Origin of the sequence: Streptomyces sp. CA-210063 (genome assembly GCF_024612015.1) — a bacterium.
Classification (GTDB): domain Bacteria; phylum Actinomycetota; class Actinomycetes; order Streptomycetales; family Streptomycetaceae; genus Streptomyces.
In genome coordinates this window covers 7,219,302-7,240,280 of record NZ_CP102512.1, presented here as the reverse complement: position 1 = coordinate 7,240,280, position 20,979 = coordinate 7,219,302, and the positions used below count along the sequence as shown (strand labels likewise).

The following is a 20,979-nucleotide window of genomic DNA, read 5'->3' as shown; positions in this document are numbered from 1 at the left end:
GCCCTCTCCTTCGGAACAGGGGGCAGGGGCGGATTGGTGGGTCGTACGCGAATTTTCCGGGAACTACGGAAGTTTCCCCGCCCTTCCGTTGGACACCATTCGTCCCCTCTCGGAGAATTCGAGGTGCCTGTCACCGGCCTCGCGGCACCAGGAGGGCACATGACCATCCGTATCGCCACGTTCAACGCCGAGAACCTCTTCCGTCGGCCCACGGTGTTCGGCCTCGATGACGCGGAGCGGCGCAAGGAGATCCTGGACGACTTCAACGAGCTGGTCGGTCTCCTGGGCAAGGAGATCTACCAGGAGGCGGACAAGGAGCGGATCGCCGAGCTGATCGTGAAGCACGACGCGCACAACTCGGCCGCGGACAGCCGCCGCCCGTTCTTCGTCAACCAGCCCCGCGGCGGCGCGAAGCTCTACACGGTGCCCCCGACAGGAAGTCCGGCCGTCAAGATCGTCGCCAAGGGGCGGTCGAAGTGGTCGGGCTGGGCCGAGATGGTGCGCGACGACATCCGCTGGGACGCGGTGGAGAACACCGCACGGGTGATAGCCGAGGTGAACGCGGACATCCTGCTCACGGTCGAGGTCGAGGACCGGCTCACCCTGGACCGCTTCAACACCCAGGTGCTGGGCGGGGCGGTGGGGCACGAGCCGTATCCGTTCAACCTGCTCGTCGACGGCAACGACAGCCGTGGCATCGACGTGGGCATCCTCAGCCGGTTCCCCATCACGTCCGTGCGGTCGCACATCTTCGACCTGGGCGCGTCCGGGACCCGGGTGTTCAGCCGGGACTGCCCCGAGTTCGAGATCGACGTCGCCGGCGAGCCCCTGTGGATCCTCGGCAACCACTTCAAGAGCAAGGGCTTCGGCAACGCCTCCGAGAACGACAAACGCCGCAAGGCCCAGGCCGAGCGGGTCAAGGAGATCTACGAGGACGCCCTCGAACGCTCTCCCCGCGTCATCGTCGCCGGCGACCTCAACGACACACTCGCCAGTCCCCCCATCAAGCTCCTCCTCGACGCCGGCCTCCGCGAGGCCATGACCCACGAGAGCTACGGGATCAACCCCCCGGGCACCCACGGCACCGGCAAACGCGACGAGCAGAAGCTCGACTACCTCATGTTCAGCCCGCAGTTGTGGGACCTGGTGACCGACGTGGGCGTGGAGCGCCGGGGCATCTGGGCCCCCAACACCTTCCAGTCCTTCCCCACGGTCACCTCAAAAACCAACCAGGCCTCGGACCACGCGGCCCTGTTCGCCGACCTGGCCCTGTAAACGCCGAGTTCCCCGGCCCCGTCAGGGGCGCGGGGAACTGCGCGACCAGCCACGAACAACCCGCGGCCGCTCCCTCACACAAGCCAGGCAGACGCTCAGGCGCCAACCAACCGCCCAGCGAGGTACCCCTCGATCTGGTCCAGAGACACCCGCTCCTGCTTCATCGAGTCCCGCTCACGCACGGTCACCGCATTGTCGTCGAGCGTGTCGAAGTCGACCGTCACGCAGTACGGCGTACCGATCTCGTCCTGGCGCCGGTACCGGCGACCGATCGCCCCCGCGTCGTCGAACTCGATGTTCCAGTTCTGCCGCAGCGCCGTCGCGAGCCCCTTCGCCTTCGGGGACAGCTCGGGGTTGCGCGACAGCGGCAGCACCGCGACCTTCACCGGGGCGATCCGGTGGTCGAGACGCAGCACCGTCCGCTTCTCCAGCTTGCCCTTGGCGTTGGGCGCCTCGTCCTCGGTGTAAGCATCGAGGAGGAACGCCAGCATGGTGCGGCCGACACCGGCGGCGGGCTCGATGACGTACGGGGTGTAGCGCTCGCCGGCCTCCTGGTCGAAGTAGAAGAGGTCCTGGCCGGAGGCCTTGGAGTGCGCGGTGAGGTCGTAGTCCGTGCGGTTGGCGACGCCCTCCAGCTCACCCCACTCGTTGCCGCCGAACTGGAAGCGGTACTCGATGTCGGCGGTCCGCTTGGAGTAGTGGGAGAGCTTCTCCTTCGGGTGGTCGTACCAGCGCATGTTCTCCTCGCGCAGACCCAGGCCGGTGTACCAGTTCCACCGCTCCTGCATCCAGTACTCCTGCCACTTCTCGTCCTCGCCCGGCTTGACGAAGAACTCCATCTCCATCTGCTCGAACTCGCGGGTACGGAAGATGAAGTTGCCGGGCGTGATCTCGTTGCGGAAGGACTTGCCCATCTGCGCGATGCCGAACGGGGGCTTCTTGCGCGAGGTGGTCTGCACCTGGGCGAAGTTGGTGAAGATGCCCTGGGCGGTCTCGGGCCGCAGGTAGGCGATGGAGCCGGTGTCCTGCGTGGGGCCGAGGTGGGTGGAGAGCAGACCCGAGAACTGCTTGGGCTCGGTGAACTGGCCCTTGGTGCCACAGTTGGGGCAGTTGACGTCCGCGAGGCCGTTCTCCGGCAGGCGGCCCTTCTTCGCCTCGTACGCCTCTTCCAGGTGGTCCGCGCGGAACCGCTTGTGGCAGGAGGTGCACTCGGTGAGCGGGTCGGAGAAGGTGGCGACGTGGCCGGAGGCGACCCAGACCTCGGGGGCCAGGATGACGGACGAGTCGATACCGACCACGTCCTCGCGCGACGTCACCATGTAGCGCCACCACTGGCGCTTGAGGTTCTCCTTGAGCTCGACACCCAGCGGTCCGTAGTCCCAGGCGGCACGCTGACCGCCGTAGATCTCGCTGCACGGGAATACGAAGCCACGGCGCTTGCTCAGGCTGACGATGGTGTCGATCTTGTCGGCGGCCACGGTGCTCTCTTCATTACGACGACGGGCGACGAAGCGGTGCGCTCCTGGAGGGAAGCGGATGCGCTTCAGAGCGAATGCTTCAGGTTACCGGCGCGGCCTGCCCTCCAATCAAATCGGTTCGGGGAAGGAGACGGGCGAGAGCCGGACAAAGGCCCTACCCGGGACTTACCCAGGGCTTACCAACAGGCTTGTTGACAATCGTTTCCAGATAAGATGAAAATGACTGTCATGAACGTAGTAAGACGACGACTCCTGATACCCGCGGCGGCGACCGCGGCCGCCGCCATCGGCCTCACCACTCTCTCGGCATGTTCGAACGACAGCGCCGCCGCGGGCAACACGGACAAGTTCGACGTCGTCGCGTCGTTCTATCCGATGGCCTTCCTCGCCGAGCAGATCGGCGGGAAGTACGTGAACGTCACCAGTCTGACCGAGCCCGGCCAGGAGCCGCACGACCTGGAGATCAGCGCCAAGCAGACCGCGCAGCTCCAGGAGTCGGACGCGGTGGTCTATCTCAAGGGCCTGCAGCCCTCCGTCGACGACGCCGTCGACCAGTCCGAGATCAAGACGAAGATCGACGCCGCCACGCTGACCTCCCTGGAGGAGCACGGCACCGAGGTCGGCGGCCACGCCGAGGAGCACGACGACGAGCCCGCGGAGGACGAGCACGGCCACGAGGAGTCCGGCAAGGACCCCCACATCTGGCTCGACCCCGTGAAGTACGCCGAGGTCGCCAAGGGCGTCGGCGCCGCCCTCGAAAAGGCCGACCCGGACCACGCGGACACCTACAAGACCAACACCGAGGCCCTGGTCGAGAAGCTGGGCGCGCTCGACGGCCAGTTCGAGAGCGGCCTGAAGAACACGAAGACCAAGGTCTTCATCACCACCCACGCCGCCTTCGGCTACCTCGCCGAGCGCTACGGCCTCACCGAGGAGGCCATCTCCGGCCTCGACCCCGAGTCCGAGCCGAGTGCGGCGCGGGTGAAGGAACTTGAGAAGATGGCGAAGGCCGACGGCGTCACCACGGTGTTCTACGAGACACTCGTCAGTGACAAGACCGCGAAGACCATCGCCGCCGACGCCGGGCTGAAGACGGACGTCCTCGACCCGATCGAGGGCATCACCGAGAAGTCCCGCGGCAAGGACTACTTCTCGGTCCAGGAAGCCAACCTCAAGGCGCTCCAGACGGCCCTGGGAGCCAAGTGATCATCCGGAGGACCCGACCATGAGCGAGCCCGTCATATCGCTGCGCGGGGTACGCGCCGAACTGGGCTCGCGCACGGTCCTGCGCGGCATCGACCTCACCGTGCACCGCGGTGAGGTCGTCGCGTTGCTCGGCGCCAACGGCTCCGGCAAGTCCACCGCCGTACGCACGGTGATCGGCCAGGTGCCGGTCAGCGACGGCGAGATCGAGCTGTTCGGCACCCCGCGGCGCCGCTTCCGCGACTGGCGGCGGCTCGGGTACGTGCCGCAGCGCACGACCGCGGCGGGCGGCGTCCCGGCGACCGTCACCGAGGTCGTGACGTCCGGCCGGCTCTCCCGCGCCCGCTTCGGCATCCTCGGCAGGGCGGACCGCGAGGCCGTACGACGGGCCATCGACCTGGTCGGCATGGCGGACCGCGCCAAGGACTCGGTGAACGCCCTCTCCGGCGGCCAGCACCAGCGCGTCCTCATCGCCCGTGCCCTCGCCTGCGAACCCGAGCTGCTGATCATGGACGAGCCGATGGCGGGCGTCGACCTGGCCAGCCAGGAGGTGCTGGCCGCGACCCTGCGCGAGCAGGTCGCGAAGGGGACGACCGTGCTGTTGGTCCTCCATGAACTGGGCCCGCTGGAGCCGCTGATCGACCGCGCGGTGGTGCTCCGCGACGGCTGCGTCACCCACGACGGCCCGCCCCCGAAGGCGGTCGGCCAGCACGCGCTGCCCGGCCACGACCATGTCCACCCGCACGCGGCACCGGGCACGGAGCCGGTCCGTACGGGCCTGCTGAGCTGAGAAGGCATTCGCGATGGAAATCCTCAACTACGCCTTCATGCAGCGGGCCCTGCTCGCCGCCGTCCTCGTCGGCATCACCGCCCCCGCGATCGGTATCTACCTCGTCCAGCGCCGCCAGGCCCTCATGGGCGACGGCATCGGCCATGTCGCGATGACCGGCGTGGGCCTCGGCTTCATGCTCTCCTGGTCGCCGGTGTGGATGGCGACGCTGGTGTCCGTGGTGGGCGCCGTCCTGATGGAACTGATCCGCTGGTACGGCAGGACGCGCGGCGACATCGCGCTCGCCATGCTCTTCTACGGCGGCATGGCGGGCGGTGTGATGCTCATCAACCTCGCGCCCGGCGGCACCAACGCCAATCTGATGTCGTTCCTCTTCGGCTCGCTCTCGACCGTGTCGCAGGAGGACATCACCGCGATCTGCGTCCTGGCCGCGTTCGTGATCGTGATGACGCTGGCGCTGCGGCGGCAGCTGTTCGCGGTCAGCCAGGACGAGGAGTTCGCCCGGGTCACCGGCCTGCCGGTGCGGGCGCTGAACCTGCTGACGGCGGTCACGGCGGCGGTGACCGTGACGGTCGCCATGCGCGTCGTCGGCCTGCTGCTGGTGTCCGCGCTGATGGTCGTCCCGGTCGCCGCGGCGCAGCAGCTCACCCGCAGTTTCGCGGCGACGTTCGCGATCGCCGTGGCCATCGGGGTGTCCGTGACGATCGGCGGCACCGTCACGTCGTACTACCAGGACGTACCGCCCGGCGCGACGATCGTGCTGCTCGCCATCGCCGCGTTCATGGTGCTCACCGCACTGGCCACACCCCTGGCCAGGCGGCGTGCGAAGGCGATGGAGCCGGCGGCCGGCGACCCGGCGGTATGCGTGATTCCGAAGTCCGGTGAGGAGGCCGGGGCGGGGGTGATCAGGGATACGGTTCCGGCCAGCCGGACCTCCGCCGAGGGGTCCGCCGGCTGACCGGCGTCCGAACGGGGTGTGTCCGGGCTGGCACAATGGCCCGGCAAGACCGCTACGTGAGGAGGCAACGGTGACGACCGCTGGACCCGTACGAGGTCGTTCCACCCGGCAGCGGGCGGCCGTGGCTGCGGCACTCGACGAGGTCGACGAGTTCCGCAGCGCGCAGGAACTCCATGACATGCTCAAGCACAAGGGCGACTCGGTCGGGCTCACCACCGTGTACCGCACGTTGCAGACCCTCGCCGACGCGGGCGAGGTCGACGTTCTGCGCACCTCCGACGGCGAGTCCGTGTACCGCCGCTGCTCGACCGGCGAGCACCACCACCACCTCGTCTGCCGCGTCTGCGGCAAGGCCGTGGAGGTGGAGGGCCCCGCGGTCGAGAAGTGGGCCGACGCGATCGCCGCGGAACACGGCTTCGTGAACGTCGCCCACACGGTGGAGATCTTCGGCACCTGCGCGGAGTGCGCGGCGAAGATCTCGTAGGCCGGGCGTCGGCCGGATCTCCCGCCGGCCGGATCTCCCGCAGGCCGGGATCTCCCGTCGGCCGGATCTCCCGTCGGCAGCCTTGCCGCTACAGGCGGGTCAGACCTTCGCGGTCGAGGACGGCGCGGAGCCGGTCGGCGTCGCCTGGGTTCCGCAGGCCCCTCTTGGGCAGCACGGTGAGGCGGGGCGCGTGGGTGCCGCCGCTGAGCAGGACGAAGGTGTGCGGGGTCTCGGCGTACCGGGACACCTGTGACCAGCGGGCCGGGTGTTCGGTGCCCCGGTCGTGCCGGACGGTCACGCCCCACAGGTCCAGCACGGCGTGGTGCGTGCCGAGCAGCGCCGCCCGGCGGTGGAGATGGCGGGCCTGGAGGTGCGGGAGCACCAGCAGGCCGAGTACCGGCGCGGCCGTCATCACGAGGACCTTGGGATCGGGTGCGGCACCGAGCAGCAGCGACACCGCCGCCAGGAGCACCCCCAGCCCGCCGGAGAAGAGCAGCAGCCCCCTGCCCCACCGCCCGAGCGCCGAGGCCCGCGTCGACGCGTGCAGCGCCTCGCGGAACTCCCCGGCCGTCGCCCGGTACACCAGCTCGACCCGGTCGACCGGCCCGGCCGACTCCACCCGCTCCGCACCGGCCTCCGCCAACGGTCAGCCCTCCGTCCGGCCCTCCATCCGGCCCTCCATCGCCAGCAGTTCCTCGTTCGGGATGGCGCCGCCGAAGCGGCGGTCCCGGGAGGCGAACTCCATGCACGCCCGCCACAGGTCACGGCGGTCGAAGTCCGGCCACAGCACGTCCTGGAAGACCATCTCGGCGTAGGCACTCTGCCAGAGCAGGTAGTTGGAGGTGCGCTGCTCGCCGCTGGGGCGCAGGAAGAGGTCGACGTCCGGCATGTCCGGGTAGTAGAGGTACTTCGCGAAGGTCTTCTCGGTGACCTTGGAGGGGTCGAGGCGGCCCGCGCGGATGTCCTCGGCGAGGGCCTGCGCCGCGTCGGCGATCTCGGCGCGGCCGCCGTAGTTCATGCAGAAGTACAGGGTCAGCAGGTCGTTGCCCTTGGTCTGCTCCTGGGCGACCTGGAGCTCCTTGGCGACGGACTTCCACAGCTTCGGCATCCGGCCGACCCAGCGGACCCGGATGCCGAGTTCGTCGAGCTGGTCGCGGGTCTTGCGGATGAAGTCGCGGTTGAAGTTCATGAGGAAGCGGACCTCGTCGGGCGAGCGCTTCCAGTTCTCGGTGGAGAAGGCGTAGAGGGAGATGTTGCGGACGCCGATCTCGAGGGAGCCCTGGAGGACGTCGAGCACACGCTCGGCGCCGACCTTGTGGCCCTCGGTGCGCGGCAGCCCGCGCTCCTTGGCCCAGCGGCCGTTCCCGTCCATGACGATCGCCACGTGCTCGGGGACCAGCTCGCCGGGCAGCTTGGGCGCGCGGGCGCCGGACAGATGCGGCGTCGGCGCCTTGTACTCGCGGCGCTGACGCCCGAGGAACCCGCGTACCACCATGTGCTTCTCGTCTCCTCTGTGCTGCTGACGACTCTGTACTGCTGACGACTCTGTACTGCTGACGGCTGACTCTGTGTGCCGACGACTCTGATGTGCTTACGACTCTGTGTGCTTACGACTTTTCCACGTACCGAAGTGAGCGCAGGCCGCGCTCCAGATGCCAGTGCAGGTAGGCGGAGACCAGCCCGCTGCCCTCCCGCACATACCGCGGCTCGCACGCGTCCGCGGTCTCCCAGTCCCCCGTCAGCAGCGCGCCGAGGAGTTCCAGGGCCTGTGCCGAGGGTACGACGCTGCCGGGCACCCGGCAGTCCACGCAGACGGAGCCGCCGGCCGCGACGGAGAAGAAGCGATTCGGTCCGGGCAGCCCGCACTTCGCGCAGTCGCCGAAGCTGGGGGCGTAGCCGTTGATGGCGAGCGAGCGCAGCAGGAAGGCGTCGAGGACGAGGTGCGGCGCGTGCTCGCCGCGGGCGAGGGTGCGCAGCCCGCCGACGAGCAGCAGATACTGCTGCACGGCGGGCTCGCCCTCGTGGTCCGTGAACCGCTCGGCCGTCTCCAGCATGGCCGTCCCGGCGGTGTAGCGGGCGTAGTCGCTCACGATGCCGCCGCCGTACGGCGCGATGGTCTCACTCTGTGTGCACAGGGGCAGCCCGCGTCCGATCAGCTCACTGCCCCGCGCGAAGAACTGCACGTCCACATGCGAGAAGGGTTCGAGCCGCGCCCCGAACTTCGACTTGGTCCGCCGCACTCCCCGGGCCACGGCCCGCACCCGCCCGTGACCACGAGTGAGCAGCGTGATGATCCGGTCCGCTTCACCCAGCTTCTGGGTGCGCAGCACGATGCCGTCGTCGCGAAAGAGACTCATCGCACGCCCCCGGGGGTTTCCTGCTGGGGGTACGGGGGTCGCCCCCCGGGAGAATGCAGCATGATCCGGTCCGCTTCACCCAGCTTCTGGGTGCGCAGCACGATGCCGTCGTCGCGGAACAGGCTCATGCCGCCCATTCTCGCCTACGGTCACCCCTTCAAGGGACCTCACCTCGGCTACGGGCGTTCTCGTACGCCGTCGCCGCGCGCAGTCGCTCTATGGTCGTGGCGGCCCGTACGGCCTCGGGGGCGCAGTCCCACTCCCTGCCTCCGCCGACCGGCCGCAGCTGTACGTACGGCCCCTCGTGGCCCATGACACGGCCGACCTTGCCAGTGCGGGTGTCGACCGCGTAGGTGCCGATCGCCGGCTTCTTTCCGTTCCCGCTCACCGCAGGGCCGCCGCCGAAATACCCGCTGGCGGCGGCACAATTCCCGTCCTCTGGCTCACTCGCCGCAATTCCTCCACCATGTCCTCCGCCTCTCCGGCGCACCGCGCCGGGCGTCGTCCCCCGAGCCCTTCTCTGCTGCCTCCACCCTGCTCCCCTGCCCCATCGAATTTCACTCTTCGCATCTCTTCGGTGACCTGCCGTGTCTAAACTCGGCAGGAGTCTGTGCTCGTCAACTGCGGGGCGGGGCAGAGATGTTGACCTTGGGCAATGGCCCGGATTCCCGCGACCCCACGGCTCCCCCACGGCATCGCCACAGGTGGTCCTCACCTACGTGAGGAATCTCCGCGTTGTCCACCTAAGATTCCGTTTGGTTCCCCCGTTTTCCGACAACTCACCGGCGCATCATGCGTCTTGGGAAACCACTCGGCGTACATGAGCGTCGAACGTTGCGTGAGCAACCGCTGTCCCGGCGGTCCGACGGCACGGAAGATGGGGACCCGTGGAGCTGGAATTCCGACTGCTCGGTCCGGTCGAGGCGTGGCACGGTGCGAGGCCCCTGCGGCTGGGCGGCCCGAAACCGCGTGCGCTGCTGGCCGTGCTGCTGCTGCGGGCCGGTCAGGTGGTGCCCGCGGACGCGCTGGTGGACGTGATCTGGGGGGACGAGCCCCCGGACACCGCGCGGGCGCTGGTGCAGACGTATGTGTCGGCGCTGCGGCGGGCCCTGCCCGCCGAGGCGGCGGAGGCGATCGAGACCCGGCCGCCGGGGTATGTGCTGCGGCCCGGGGTCGGGCGCGTGGATGTGGCGGAGTTCGAGGCGCGCACGGCGGACGGGCGGCGGGCCGCCGCCGAAGGGGACCACGAGGGGGCCGCGCGGCTCCTGCGGGAGGCGCTGGAGCTGTGGCGCGGGCCGGCGCTCGGCGGCGTCGGGGAGGCGCTGCGGGGCGAGGCCGGGTGGCTGGAGCAGGCCCGGCAGGCGGCCCTGGAGGAACGGATCGCCGCCGAGCTGGAGGTCGGCGGACACGAGGCGGAGCTGGTCACCGAGCTGACCGCGCTGGTCAGGGCGCATCCGAGCCGGGAGCGGCCACGCGGCCAGTTGATGCTGGGCCTGTACCGGCTGGGGCGGCAGGCCGACGCGCTGGCCGTGTACGCGGAGGGGCGGGCCGTGCTCGCCGAGGAACTGGGGATCGACCCGGGCCCGGAGCTCAACCGGCTGTACGAGGCCATCCTGCGGGCCGACCCGACCCTGCTCGCCTCCACCACGGCCACCGCCGCTCCGCAGCAGGCCGCCCCGGCCCGGCCCGTGTCCCTTCTCCCGCCCGCCATCGGGGACTTCACCGGGCGGGAGGACGAACTGGCCCAGGTCGTCGAACGGTTGACGGGCGAGCGGGAGGCGATGCCCGTCGTCGTGGTCTCGGGGGCCGCCGGGGTGGGCAAGTCCGCACTCGCCGTGCAGGCCGCGCACCGGGTGGCCGGCGAGTATCCCGACGGGCAGCTCTACGCCGAACTGCACGGCTTCAGCGAGCCCGTACCGCCCGCCGAGGTGCTGGGCCGGCTGCTGCGGGCGCTGGGCGCGGACCCGCCGGAGGACACGGCCGAGCGCGGCGATCTGTTCCGCAGCCTCGTCGCCGGGCGGCGCATGCTGCTGGTCCTCGACGACGCGAACGGCGAGGCCCAGGTGCGCCCGCTGCTGCCGGGCAGCGCCACGTGCGGGGTGCTGGTGACCTCACGGGCGAGGCTCGGCGGGCTCGTCGGGTCCCGGCGTACCGACCTGGACGTCCTGGACGACGCCCGCGGCCTGGAACTGCTGACCAGGGTCACCGGCCCGGACCGTACCCCGGACGATCCGCCCGAGCGGGCCGCCGCGCGCCGGATCGTCGAGCTGTGCGGCGGGCTGCCGCTGGCCCTGCGGATCGCGGGCGCACGCCTGGCGACCCGCAGGCACTGGACGCCCAGCGTGCTCGCCGAGCGCCTCGCCGACGAACACCGCCGCCTCGACGAACTGTCCGTGGGGGACCTGGAGGTACGGGCCAGTCTCGGCCTCAGCTATCAGGCCCTGGACGAGTGCGCCCGCCGGGTCCTCCGCCGCATCGCCACGCTCGGCTCCGCCGACGTCGCCGTCTGGACGGTGGCCGCGCTCTCCGACACCCCGGAGGACGAGGCGGAGGAGATCCTGGAACGCCTCCTGGACGCCCAGTTGATCGACTGCCCGGGCCGGGACCAGGTGGGCCAGCCCCGTTACCGCCTGCACGACCTCGTACGCGTCTACGCCGCCGAGCGCGCCGAGACCGAGGACCCCGCCGACGACCGCACGGCGGCGGTGGGCCGCGCGTTGACGGCCGGGTTGTGGCTGATGGACCGGGTGACAGAGGCGGCACCGTCGGGTGCGGTGATCTTGAGACAGGGTTTCAGACGAGCGCCCCTGAAGGGGCGCGGGGAACTGCGCGAGCAACCACGGACAACCGGCAGCCGCGAACAATCCGAGCACACCTCCCCCGTAGGCGAACAAACCGCCCGCCGCGCCCTGGAAGACCCCTTCTCCTGGTTCGACGCCGAGGCAGACACGCTCACCTCGGCGGTGGAGCGGGCCGCAGCCATGGGCCTGCACACCCTCGCCTGTGAAGCCGCCGCCGCGCTGTGCTCTTCCTCGTTCGCCATCAAAAACCGCTTCGACGCCTGGTGGCGCAGCCACGACGCCGCCCTGGCGGCGGCCCGCCGCGCCGAGGACCGCTCGGGCGAGGCCCTGCTGATCATCGGCCTGGGCCAGCTCCGCTACGAGCAGGACCGCATCGCCGAGTCCCAGGAGTACTTCCGCACCGCCGAGCGCATCTGCACCGAACTCGGCGACGTACGCGGCCGTTCCGCCGCCCTCGCCGGCCTCGGCAGCGCCTGCCGCGAGGTGGGCGAACTGCGTGACGCGGAACGGGCTCTGACCGACGCGGCCGACGGCTTCCGGCGGGTCGGCGACGACACCGGGGTCGGTGTCGCCTGCCGGTACGGCGGTTCCGTACGCCTCGAACTCGGCGACCAGGAAGGGGCGTTGCCGCTCCTCGACGAGTCGCTGCGGGCGTACCGGAGGCTCGGCAGCCGGCGCGGCGAGGCCCTGGCGCTGCGCACGCTCAGCCTGGTGCACCGGTCGCTCGGGGCGTACGAGGAGGCCGCGCGCGTGGCCGAGCAGGCGCTGGAGATCCTGCGCGCCCTCGGCGATCCGCACATGGCGGCGTACGCCCTGCGGGCCCGGGCCAAGGCCCGGTTGCGGCTGGGGCACACCCGGGAGGCGGAGACGGAACTGCACGAGATCCTCGATGTCTGCCGGGTCCACGAGGACCGCTTCGGCGAGGCCCTGACGCTGCGCACGCTCGGCGAGTGCGCGCTGGCAGAGGGCCGGCTGACGGACGCGGAGGGGCTGTTGACCGCCTCCGCCGCCCTCTGGGGTGTCCTCGCCCTGCCCCTCCCCCGCGCCCGCGCCCTGCGCAACCTCTCGGTCGTACGTGCCGCGCTCGGCGATCAGGACGGCGCCGACGCGCTGCGGGCCGAAGCCATGCGGGTGTTCAACGCCTGCGAGGCCCGCGAACGGCACGAGCCATGGCCGTGGGTGTGACCCGGGACCAGAGGGCCAAGGCCGCGCCGGTTGCCGGTCGGCGGGTTGCGCACGCCTGTCGGCCAGGCCGAAACCCGCTTGCGGCGGACTTGCAGAGAACTTCCAGCGGAGTGCGGCATTCTCGTTGTCCTCGGGGGAACAACGGATCGGCCGGGCGACCACCGCCCGGCCGGTCGACCCACCGGAGCGCGCAGGGGACGGACCGGTGGGAACGTGAACACAGTGGGATCGGAACGGCACGACGGACGGGGGGAACGACCGTCGTCAGGTCACAGACCACCACTCAAGGGGGGAAGCCCCCGGGGAGGGACATCAGGGGATCAGGTCCCTCCCCGGGGTGCTGCCACGCACCCCGCCGCATCACACCTCCCGCCCGGTGGAAGACGACGTATGCCTTCGATCATCCTCATGAGCGACCCCGAGGTCGCCCGCGTCCCGGTCCAGGACTGCGGTGAGCCCCTCGTCGACCTGAGGGAACTGCCCTTCGTGGTGGTCGACTCCCGTCAGGCCGACCCCGAGGGGTCGTACGCGCACCTCCGTGAGGGCGTCGCCTGGCGCCTCGCCCGCGCCGCCCGGCTGCTGCCCGACGGGCTGCGGCTGCTGGTCACCGAGGGGTACCGGCCGCTCGCCCTGCAGATCGAGTACTTCGAGAGGTACGCCGCCGAACTGCGCCGGGCCAACCCGGACTGGTCGGAGGACCACCTCCGCGTCCAGGCCAGCCGCTCCCTCTCCCCGCCGGAGATCGGGCCGCACGTCGCCGGCGCCGCAGTCGACCTCACCCTGTGCACCGCCGCCGGGGAGGAACTCGACATGGGCACCCGCCTCGACGCCAGCCCCGAGGAGAGCGACGACGCCTGCTACACCGACGCCCCCAACATCTCCGACACCGCCCGCCGCAACCGCCGCACCCTGTCCGCGGCGCTCACCACGGCCGGGCTGGTCAACTACCCCACCGAGTGGTGGCACTGGTCGTACGGAGACCGGTACTGGGCGCTGATGACCGGCGCCCCGAACGCCGTGTACGGCCCCGCGCGGACCGGCGCCTAGCCCGGTCCCGCCGAGACGCCCGAGGCCTTCCCGCCCCCGCCGTCCCTACCCGTCCCATCCCTGAGGGCTGCACCCCACCCCCCGTCGTCGCCTCGGCGGCAAACCCCGTAGCGGGGGCCAGGGGCAGCACCCCGCGGATGGGACGGGCAGGGGTGGCGGGGGCGGAGTCACGCCGAATCCAGGTCTTCGGTGTCGTCCGTCAGGTTCCGAACCGTCGTACGTACCGCCGCTGCCACGGCGTCTCCACCGCGCGCCGGTCGTAGTGCCGGCGTACGTACGCCACGGCGTCCTCCGGTGGTACGCCGTCCAGGACCGCAAGGCAGGCCAGCGCGGTGCCGGTGCGGCCCCGGCCGCCGCCGCAGGCGAGTTCGACGCGGTCGGCGGCCGCCCGGTGCCAGGCGTCCCGCAGCACCTCCGCCGCCTCCGCCCGGTCGCCGGGCAGCCGGAAGTCGGGCCAGCGCAGCCAGCGTGACTCCCAGGGGACCTCGGGCGGCTCCTTGCCGAGGAGGTACACGGCGTACGTGGGGACCCGGCCGTCCGGGAGCGGCCGGCTGAGCCCCCGGCCGCGCACCAGCCGCCCGGAGGGCAGCCGCAGCACACCGGTGTCCGTCGGCTCCCAGGGCTCGGCCGCCGTCTCCCCCATGGCTGGTGCCGCGTCAGCCAAGGTTCGCCCGTGCCTCGATGCCCCGGAAGTGGTCGGACATCGCCCGCTGCGCGCCCTCGACGTCGCGGGCGCGCAGGGCGGCCACGATGTCGCGGTGGCGGCGGATGGTCAGCTCGGGGGTGGGGTCGTCGGTCCAGCCGCGGGCGCCGGCGACGCGCAGGAAGACGGTCCAGAAGGCGCCGAGGAGCTGGGGGATCAGCGCGTTGCCGAGGGAGGCGTAGAGGAGTTCGTGGAAGTCGCGGTCGAGTTCGGCGACGGGTTCGCCCGCGCGGCCGGCCGCCTCCATCCGGTCGACGACGGCCGCGAGACCGTCCAGTTGGTCGTCCGTGAGGGCGGCCGCGACCCGTCGTACGAGGCCGTCCTCCAGGACCTCGCGGATCTGGAGGATCTCGGCGAGGGCGGCGGTGTCGCCGTCGGGCCGGGCGAGGGCGCGGAAGGTGAGGCCGTCGACAAGGGGGGTGAGGGATGCCTCGCCGACATACGTGCCGTAGCCGTGTCTGATGTCGACTATGTCGAGGGCCTGCAGGGCCTTGAGGGCCTCACGGACGGAGTTGCGGCTGACGCCGAGGTCCTCCATCAGCTCCGTCTCGGTGGGCAGCGGCGCGCCCGCCTGGAGCTTGCGGTCGAGGATCAGCTGCATCACCTCGCGCTGGATCCGGCTGCTCACCCGCCGCTCGGGCCGGCGCCGACCGCCGCTCTCCTGAGACATGCGCCGCATCGTACGCTCGCCGGACATCCGACGTCCCACCTCCGGACGGAAGCCGCGTGAACCGATCAGGGGAACGCCAGGTTAACGCCCCGTGATCACCCCGGGAAACTCTTCTCTAACGGACCGTCAACTGTCCTTATTTCCTACCGGTGATGATCCGCCATTGGTCGCACCTTTGGCACCTACGCCATTCGTGTGCGATCTCTTGACCACCCCTACCGGCGCTCTTAAGGTCACGCTGCTCCCTGTAGGACGTAGGACGTCGTATCTCCCCCACCGCTTCGCTCCCTCGCTGCCTCGCTGGAGGAACCGTGCGCGACGTGACCCATGACGCCCCGGCGACGCCTCGCCGGTCGTTCCTGAAGTACTCCGGCGCGCTGGGCGCGGCCGCCGCCGTCTCCTCGTCGCTGGCCGCCTGTTCGGCCGGGCCGGAGTCCACCAACGACACCGGTGACGGCGGGGGCGGGAAGAACGGCACCCTGACCGCCGTCATCGGCTACGGCAACGACGGCAGCTGGGACCCGACCCAGACCGCGTCCGCCTTCTGCATGGCCGCCAACAACCACATCTACGAGGGGCTCCTCGACACCGACCCCATCTCGCGCGAGCCGTACGCGGCGCTCGCGACGGCCGTGCCGAGCGATATCGGCGGTACGTCGTGGAAGTTCGAGCTGCGGGCCGGGGCCACCTTCCACGACGGCAAGCCGGTCACCGCCGACGACGTCGTCTTCGTGTACGAGCGGATCCTCGACCCCGACACCCAGACCCTCGCCAAGGGCTTCTTCGCGAGCTGGCTGAAGGAGGTCAGGAAGATCGACGCGCGGAACGTCGAGCTGGTGCTCAAGTTCCCCTTCCCGGACGGCATTTCCCGGCTGACGCTGGCGAAGATCATGCCGAAGCACATCTTCTCCGAGCCGGGCGCCTGGGACGACGCCATCAAGGGCAAGGCGATCGGTTCGGGGCCGTACCGGCAGACCGCGCACCACCCGAAGTCGAACACAAAGTTCGAGGCCTTCGCCGATTACAACGGCCCCCGTCCGCCGGCCTTCAAGAAGATGAACTGGCTGACCATCGTGGACGCCGCCCCGCGCGTCGCGAAGATCTCCGGCGCGAGCGCGGGCGCGCAGATCGCCGACAACATCCCGTACGCCAATATCGGCCAGCTGGAGAAGGGCGGCATGACCGTCCAGGGCGGCTCCGGGATGAACAACCTGTTCCTCATGTTCAACACCCGGCACAAGCCCTTCGACGACGTGCGCGTGCGGCAGGCGCTGCATTACGCCATCGACCGGGACAAGATGATCGAGGTGGCCCTGAAGGGGCACGGGAAGCCGGCGAGTTCCTTTCTGAACGAGGGGAATCCGAGTTATCGGCCGGCGAAGAGCGTGTACGCGTACGACCCCGACAAGGCGAAGGCGCTGCTGGCCGAGGCCGGGGTGAAGGGGCTGAAGATCGAGATTCTGGCGGTGAACGTCAGCTGGATCGTCGACTGTCTGCCGACCATCAAGGCCTCCTGGGACGCGATCGGCGTCGAGACGACCCTCTCGCCGCAGGAGACCACCGCCGTCTTCACGAAGATGGACCAGAAACAGGACTACCAGGTCGTGGCCGCGGCCTCGAATCCGAACCAGTTCGGGCTCGACGCGGATCTGATCATGCACTACAACTACGGGCCGCAGAATCTCTGGATGCAGTACGCGCGGTGGGCCGACAACGCGGTGGCCAAGGCGCTCTTCAAGGACATGGACCAGGCCACTCAGGAGCCCGACGCCGACAGGAAGAAGACGATGGTGCAGGACTACATCGACATCGTCGCCGAACAGGCCGTGCTCTATCCGGTGGTCCACAACGAGCTGATGACGGCCTGGAATCCGAAGCGGCTCAGCGGGATAAGGGCACAGCCGTATCCGGGGATCAATCTGCTCCAGGCCAAGTGGGTTTAGCGTGGTCGCTGTCCTGCGCATTCTGATTCGGCGGGTCGCTCTCCTCGTCCCGCTGATGCTCGGAATCGTGTTGTTCGTGTTCATCGTCATGCGCTTCTCGGATGTGGATCCGGCGTCGGCGTTCTTCCAGGGGGCCAATCCGACGCCGGAGCAGCTGCACGACTTCCGGGAGGAGAACGGGCTGCTGGACCCCATGCCCGTGCGCTACGTCGGCTTCGTCGGCGATCTGCTCCACGGTGACATGGGGATCAGCGCGCTCACCCGGGCCCCCGTCATCGACCAGGTCACCACCGCGTTGCCGCTCACGCTCCAGCTCACCTTCCTGGGGCTGGGGATCGCGGTCGTGCTGGCGCTGCTCGGCGGGGTCACCGCGGCGATCTACCGGGACCGGCTGCCGGACCAGATCATCCGGGTCGTGTCGCTGACCGGGGTCGCGGCGCCGGGGTTCTGGCTGGCGCTGCTGATGATCCAGTACCTGGCGGTCGACCTGGGGTGGTTCCCGACCGGCGGGTACGTCAATCCGGCGGACTCCTTCACCGGATGGCTGAAGACGATGACGCTGCCGGCGTTCGCGCTGTCGTTGCCGGTGGCGGCGCAGCTGACGCGGATCGTGCGGACGTCGGTGGTGGAGGAGCTGGACAAGGACTACGTACGGACGGCGATCGGGAGCGGACTGCCGCCACGGGTGGTGGTGGGCCGGAACGTGCTGCGGAACGCCCTGATCAATCCGCTCACCGTGCTGGGGCTGCGCGTCGGCTATCTGCTCGGCGGCGCGGTCGTCATCGAGACGATCTTCTCGCTGCCGGGCATGGGCAAGCTGATGATCGACGCCGTGAAGAACGGCGACCCGGCGGTCGTCCAGGGAGTCGTCCTGACCACGGCCGCGGGCTTCGTGGTCGTGAACCTCGTCATCGACGTCCTCTACCTGCTGGTGAACCCGCGGCTGAGGGACGCAAGGTGACTGAGGGACGCAAGGTGACTGAGGGACGCAAGGTGACTCAGGGACGCACGTTGACGACGACTGAGGGATGCGAGCTGATGCCCTGATGTTCGGCCTGATGGTGACCACGCGCAAGCGCCTGACGGAGGTCCTGTCCCGGCCCGGCGTCCGGCTGCGCTCCTGGCGCAGGCTGCCCCTCCTCTCCCGTGCCGCGGTCTGCTTCCTGACGGTGGTGGTCCTCACGGCGCTCCTCGCCCCGGTACTCGCCCCGCACGACCCGCTCGACCAGCAGGCCCTGGTCGGCGGCACCGGCGCGCCCTCCGCCGACCACTGGATGGGCCAGGACAGCCTCGGCCGGGACATCCTGAGCCGGCTGATGTACGGGGCCCGCTGGTCGCTCGCGATCGGCCTCGGCGCCACCGGTCTCGCGCTGGTCGTGGGCGCGGTCGTCGGAGCCGTGGCCGCGACCTCGCGCAAGGCGGTCGACGAGACGCTGATGCGCTGCCTGGACGTCGTCATGGCGTTCCCCGGCATCGCGCTGGCCGCCGTCCTCGTGGCCGTCTTCGGCGGCGGGATCACCGTCCTGATCTGCGCGATCGCGTTCCTGTTCACGCCGCCGGTCGCCAGGGTCGTACGGGCCAACGTCCTCGACCAGTACGGCGAGGACTATGTGACCGCCGAGCGGGTGATGGGAGCCCGCACCCCGCACATCGTGATCCGGCACGTGGCCGTCAACTGCGCCGCCCCCGTGCTGGTGTTCTGCACGGTCCAGGTCGCCGAGGCCATCGTCTTCGAGGCGTCGCTGTCCTTCATCGGCGCGGGCGTACGGCCGCCGGACCCGTCCTGGGGCAGTGTCATCGCGGACGGCAAGAACATGGTGCTGACCGGTGGCTGGTGGGCCACCGTGTTTCCCGGCCTGCTGATGCTGGTCACGGTCCTGTCCCTGAACATCCTCTCCGAGGGCGTCTCCGACGCCTGGGCCGCGCCGGTCGCGCGGGACGTCGAGCCCCGCAAGGAGGAGGACCGTCTTGAGGCCCCCGAGCCGGGCAGCGGGAAGATCACCGAACTGCCGGGTCTGACGGAGGCGGCGGCGCGACTGCGCTCCCGGGCACGACCGCTTCCGGACGGCCGACCCGTGCTGTCCGTCTCGGAGTTGGCCATCGGCTTCGACCACCGCCACCAGGGTGTGGACATCGTCGACGGCATCAGCTTCGACATCCGCCCCGGTGAAGTCCTCGGCCTGGTCGGCGAGTCGGGCTGCGGGAAGTCGCTGACCGCGCTGACGGTGATGGGCCTGGAACCGAAGGGCGCCCGGGTACGCGGCCAAGTCCGTTTCGACGAGCGGCAGTTGGTGGGCGAGCCGATGCGCGTACGCCGCCGTCTGCTCGGCCACGAGATGGCGATGGTCTACCAGGACGCCCTGTCCTCCCTGAACCCGGCGATGACGATCCGCGCCCAGCTGAAGCAGGTCGTACGCCGGGGCGGCAAGCGCTCCGCACCGGAGCTGCTGCGCCTGGTCGGCCTCGACCCCGAGCGCACGCTCCGCAGCTACCCGCACGAACTCTCCGGCGGCCAGCGCCAGCGCGTCCTCATCGCGATGGCCCTGTCCCGCAACCCCAAGCTGATCGTGGCCGACGAGCCGACGACGGCGCTCGACGTGACCGTCCAGGCGCAGATCATCGAGCTGCTGCTGCGGCTGCGCGAGGAGCTGGGCTTCGCGCTGATCCTCGTCTCGCACGACCTGGCCCTGATCGCGGACGTGACCGACCGGGTGGTCGTGATGTACGGCGGGCAGATCGTCGAGACGGGTGTGACGGCGGACCTGGTGGAGCGGCCCACCCACCACTACACGCGCGGTCTGCTCGGCAGCGTCCTGTCCCTGGAGTCGGCGGCCGAGCGGATGACCCAGATCAAGGGCGTCGTCCCCTCCCCCGCCGACTTCCCGGCCGGCTGCCGCTTCGCCGACCGCTGTCCCCGGGCGAGCGACGTCTGCCGGACGACGGCCCCGGCCCTGCGGGGCACCCGTACGCACACGGCGGCCTGCCACCACCCGGCGGTGGACCTCATGGACAGCACGGAAGGCCAGGTGGCCCGGTGAGCGCGCTCGTGGAGGTCTCCGGCGCCCATGTCGTCCACAAGGCGCGCAGCGGCGGGGTGTTCACCCGGGACCGGGTGTACGCCCTGACCGGCGCCGATCTGGTGATCGCGCCCGGCGAGACGGTCGGTGTGGTGGGCGAGTCGGGGTGCGGCAAGTCGACACTGGCGAAGGTGCTGGTGGGCGTGGACCGGCCGACGGCCGGCGCGGTCTCCTTCCGGGGGCGGGACCTGTGGTCCATGTCGCCCGCCGAGCGCCGGGTGGCCGTCGGCAGCGGCACGGGCATGATCTTCCAGGACCCGTCCACGGCCCTGAACCGCCGCCTGACGGTCCGCCAGATCCTGCGCGACCCGCTCGACGTGCACAAGCGCGGCACCCCGGCCGAACGGGAGGACCGGGTACGGGAGTTGATGTCCCTGGTCGGCCTGCCGACGGCGCTCGCGGACGGCCTGCCGGGCCAGTTGTCCGGTGGGCAGCGCCAACGGGTGGCGATCGCCCGGGCGTTGGCCCTCGAACCCGACCTGGTGGTGGCGGACGAGCCGACGAGCGCACTGGACGTCTCGGTCCGCGCCCAGATCCTCAACCTCCTCCTGGACCTCAAGGAACGCCTGGGCCTGGCGCTGGTCTTCGTCTCGCACGACATCCAGACGGTACGGCGGATGAGCGACCGCGTGATCACCATGTATCTGGGCCGGATCGTGGAGGAGACCCCGGCGGCCCTGGTCACCGACCGCGCCCGGCACCCGTACACCCGCGCCCTGTTCTCGGCGACACCCGGCCTGCTGGACCCGATCGACCCGATCCCGCTGGTGGGCCCGGTCCCGTCGGCCGTCCGGCCGCCGAGCGGCTGCCCGTTCCGTACGCGCTGCTGGAAGGCGGACGACGTCTGCGCGGACGTCATGCCGGACTTCGCGGCCGCGTCGGCCCCCGGTCACCGCTTCCGGTGCCACCATCCGGTGGAGGAGACGGAGTCGACGCGTGACCTGGTCGCCCAGGCCGTGGAGGATCGAACCGAGCCAGCCGCACGCGCTACCCGAGATACCTAGCACC

General features: G+C 70.5%; 19 protein-coding genes. 11 read left to right on the top strand and 8 right to left on the bottom strand.

Annotated features, from left to right (window positions below):
• The first annotated feature begins 159 nt into the window (after positions 1-159).
• A complete protein-coding gene (locus tag JIX56_RS31655; RefSeq protein WP_257545563.1) occupies positions 160-1,275 on the top strand; it encodes an endonuclease/exonuclease/phosphatase family protein in 1,116 nt (371 codons plus the stop codon).
• A gap of 95 nt (positions 1,276-1,370) precedes the next feature.
• Here JIX56_RS31655 and JIX56_RS31650 read toward each other — a convergent pair whose 3' ends face one another.
• Positions 1,371-2,753, bottom strand: a complete 1,383-nt coding sequence (locus tag JIX56_RS31650) for a glycine--tRNA ligase (RefSeq protein WP_257545561.1) — start codon at positions 2,751-2,753, stop codon at positions 1,371-1,373.
• A 228-nt stretch (positions 2,754-2,981) separates the two neighbouring features.
• Between JIX56_RS31650 and JIX56_RS31645 the strand changes: the two genes are divergently transcribed.
• From JIX56_RS31645 to JIX56_RS31630, 4 genes are all read left to right on the top strand, one after another.
• On the top strand, positions 2,982-3,959 hold the full coding sequence (locus tag JIX56_RS31645; RefSeq protein WP_257551247.1) for a metal ABC transporter solute-binding protein, Zn/Mn family: 978 nt from the start codon (positions 2,982-2,984) through the stop codon (positions 3,957-3,959).
• A gap of 19 nt (positions 3,960-3,978) precedes the next feature.
• Positions 3,979-4,746: a metal ABC transporter ATP-binding protein gene (locus JIX56_RS31640; RefSeq protein WP_257545559.1), complete on the top strand. Its 768-nt coding sequence runs from the start codon at positions 3,979-3,981 to the stop codon at positions 4,744-4,746.
• Between the two features lie 13 nt (positions 4,747-4,759).
• Positions 4,760-5,704: a metal ABC transporter permease gene (locus JIX56_RS31635; RefSeq protein WP_257545557.1), complete on the top strand. Its 945-nt coding sequence runs from the start codon at positions 4,760-4,762 to the stop codon at positions 5,702-5,704.
• Between the two features lie 70 nt (positions 5,705-5,774).
• Positions 5,775-6,188, top strand: a complete 414-nt coding sequence (locus JIX56_RS31630; RefSeq protein WP_257545555.1) for a Fur family transcriptional regulator — start codon at positions 5,775-5,777, stop codon at positions 6,186-6,188.
• A gap of 88 nt (positions 6,189-6,276) precedes the next feature.
• Here JIX56_RS31630 and JIX56_RS31625 read toward each other — a convergent pair whose 3' ends face one another.
• The 5 genes from JIX56_RS31625 to JIX56_RS31605 all read right to left on the bottom strand — a co-directional run bounded on the left by JIX56_RS31625 (position 6,277) and on the right by JIX56_RS31605 (position 8,933).
• Complete coding sequence (locus JIX56_RS31625) at positions 6,277-6,831, bottom strand: YcxB family protein (protein WP_306819893.1); 555 nt, start codon at positions 6,829-6,831, stop codon at positions 6,277-6,279.
• Positions 6,832-6,834: 3 nt separating this feature from the next.
• Positions 6,835-7,683 (bottom strand): isoprenyl transferase, encoded by an 849-nt coding sequence (locus tag JIX56_RS31620; protein ID WP_257545553.1) that lies wholly within the window; start codon positions 7,681-7,683, stop codon positions 6,835-6,837.
• 112 nt (positions 7,684-7,795) lie between these two features.
• Positions 7,796-8,545 (bottom strand): DNA repair protein RecO, encoded by a 750-nt coding sequence (recO, locus tag JIX56_RS31615; RefSeq protein ID WP_257545551.1) that lies wholly within the window; start codon positions 8,543-8,545, stop codon positions 7,796-7,798.
• Positions 8,542-8,673, bottom strand: coding sequence for a recombination protein O N-terminal domain-containing protein (locus tag JIX56_RS47855; protein ID WP_257545550.1), 132 nt, complete (start codon positions 8,671-8,673; stop codon positions 8,542-8,544). Before JIX56_RS47855 ends, recO begins: the two co-directional genes overlap by 4 nt.
• A 29-nt stretch (positions 8,674-8,702) precedes the next feature.
• Positions 8,703-8,933, bottom strand: a complete 231-nt coding sequence (locus tag JIX56_RS31605; RefSeq protein ID WP_257545549.1) for a hypothetical protein — start codon at positions 8,931-8,933, stop codon at positions 8,703-8,705.
• 499 nt (positions 8,934-9,432) lie between these two features.
• Here JIX56_RS31605 and JIX56_RS31600 point away from each other — a divergent pair, with 499 nt between their 5' ends.
• Positions 9,433-12,531: an AfsR/SARP family transcriptional regulator gene (locus JIX56_RS31600; RefSeq protein WP_257545547.1), complete on the top strand. Its 3,099-nt coding sequence runs from the start codon at positions 9,433-9,435 to the stop codon at positions 12,529-12,531.
• Between the two features lie 390 nt (positions 12,532-12,921).
• A complete protein-coding gene (locus JIX56_RS31595) occupies positions 12,922-13,578 on the top strand; it encodes a M15 family metallopeptidase (RefSeq protein WP_257545545.1) in 657 nt (218 codons plus the stop codon).
• A gap of 199 nt (positions 13,579-13,777) precedes the next feature.
• Here the strand turns inward: JIX56_RS31595 and JIX56_RS31590 are convergent, their stop codons facing one another.
• On the bottom strand, positions 13,778-14,221 hold the full coding sequence (locus JIX56_RS31590; RefSeq protein ID WP_257551243.1) for a protein-tyrosine phosphatase family protein: 444 nt from the start codon (positions 14,219-14,221) through the stop codon (positions 13,778-13,780).
• 13 nt (positions 14,222-14,234) lie between these two features.
• Positions 14,235-14,960: a FadR/GntR family transcriptional regulator gene (locus JIX56_RS31585; protein WP_257551241.1), complete on the bottom strand. Its 726-nt coding sequence runs from the start codon at positions 14,958-14,960 to the stop codon at positions 14,235-14,237.
• A 302-nt stretch (positions 14,961-15,262) separates the two neighbouring features.
• On the opposite strand from JIX56_RS31585, the gene JIX56_RS31580 reads away from it, so the two are divergent.
• From JIX56_RS31580 to JIX56_RS31565, 4 genes are all read left to right on the top strand, one after another.
• Positions 15,263-16,894: an ABC transporter substrate-binding protein gene (locus JIX56_RS31580; protein WP_257545543.1), complete on the top strand. Its 1,632-nt coding sequence runs from the start codon at positions 15,263-15,265 to the stop codon at positions 16,892-16,894.
• A 1-nt stretch (position 16,895) separates the two neighbouring features.
• On the top strand, positions 16,896-17,855 hold the full coding sequence (locus JIX56_RS31575; RefSeq protein ID WP_257545541.1) for an ABC transporter permease: 960 nt from the start codon (positions 16,896-16,898) through the stop codon (positions 17,853-17,855).
• A 97-nt stretch (positions 17,856-17,952) separates the two neighbouring features.
• Positions 17,953-19,932 (top strand): dipeptide/oligopeptide/nickel ABC transporter permease/ATP-binding protein, encoded by a 1,980-nt coding sequence (locus tag JIX56_RS31570; protein WP_257551239.1) that lies wholly within the window; start codon positions 17,953-17,955, stop codon positions 19,930-19,932.
• The gene (locus tag JIX56_RS31565; RefSeq protein ID WP_257545539.1) at positions 19,929-20,975 is read left to right on the top strand and encodes an oligopeptide/dipeptide ABC transporter ATP-binding protein; all 1,047 of its coding nucleotides are present in this window, start codon (positions 19,929-19,931) and stop codon (positions 20,973-20,975) included. The genes JIX56_RS31570 and JIX56_RS31565 overlap by 4 nt, the downstream gene beginning before the upstream one ends.
• Positions 20,976-20,979 lie beyond the last annotated feature (4 nt).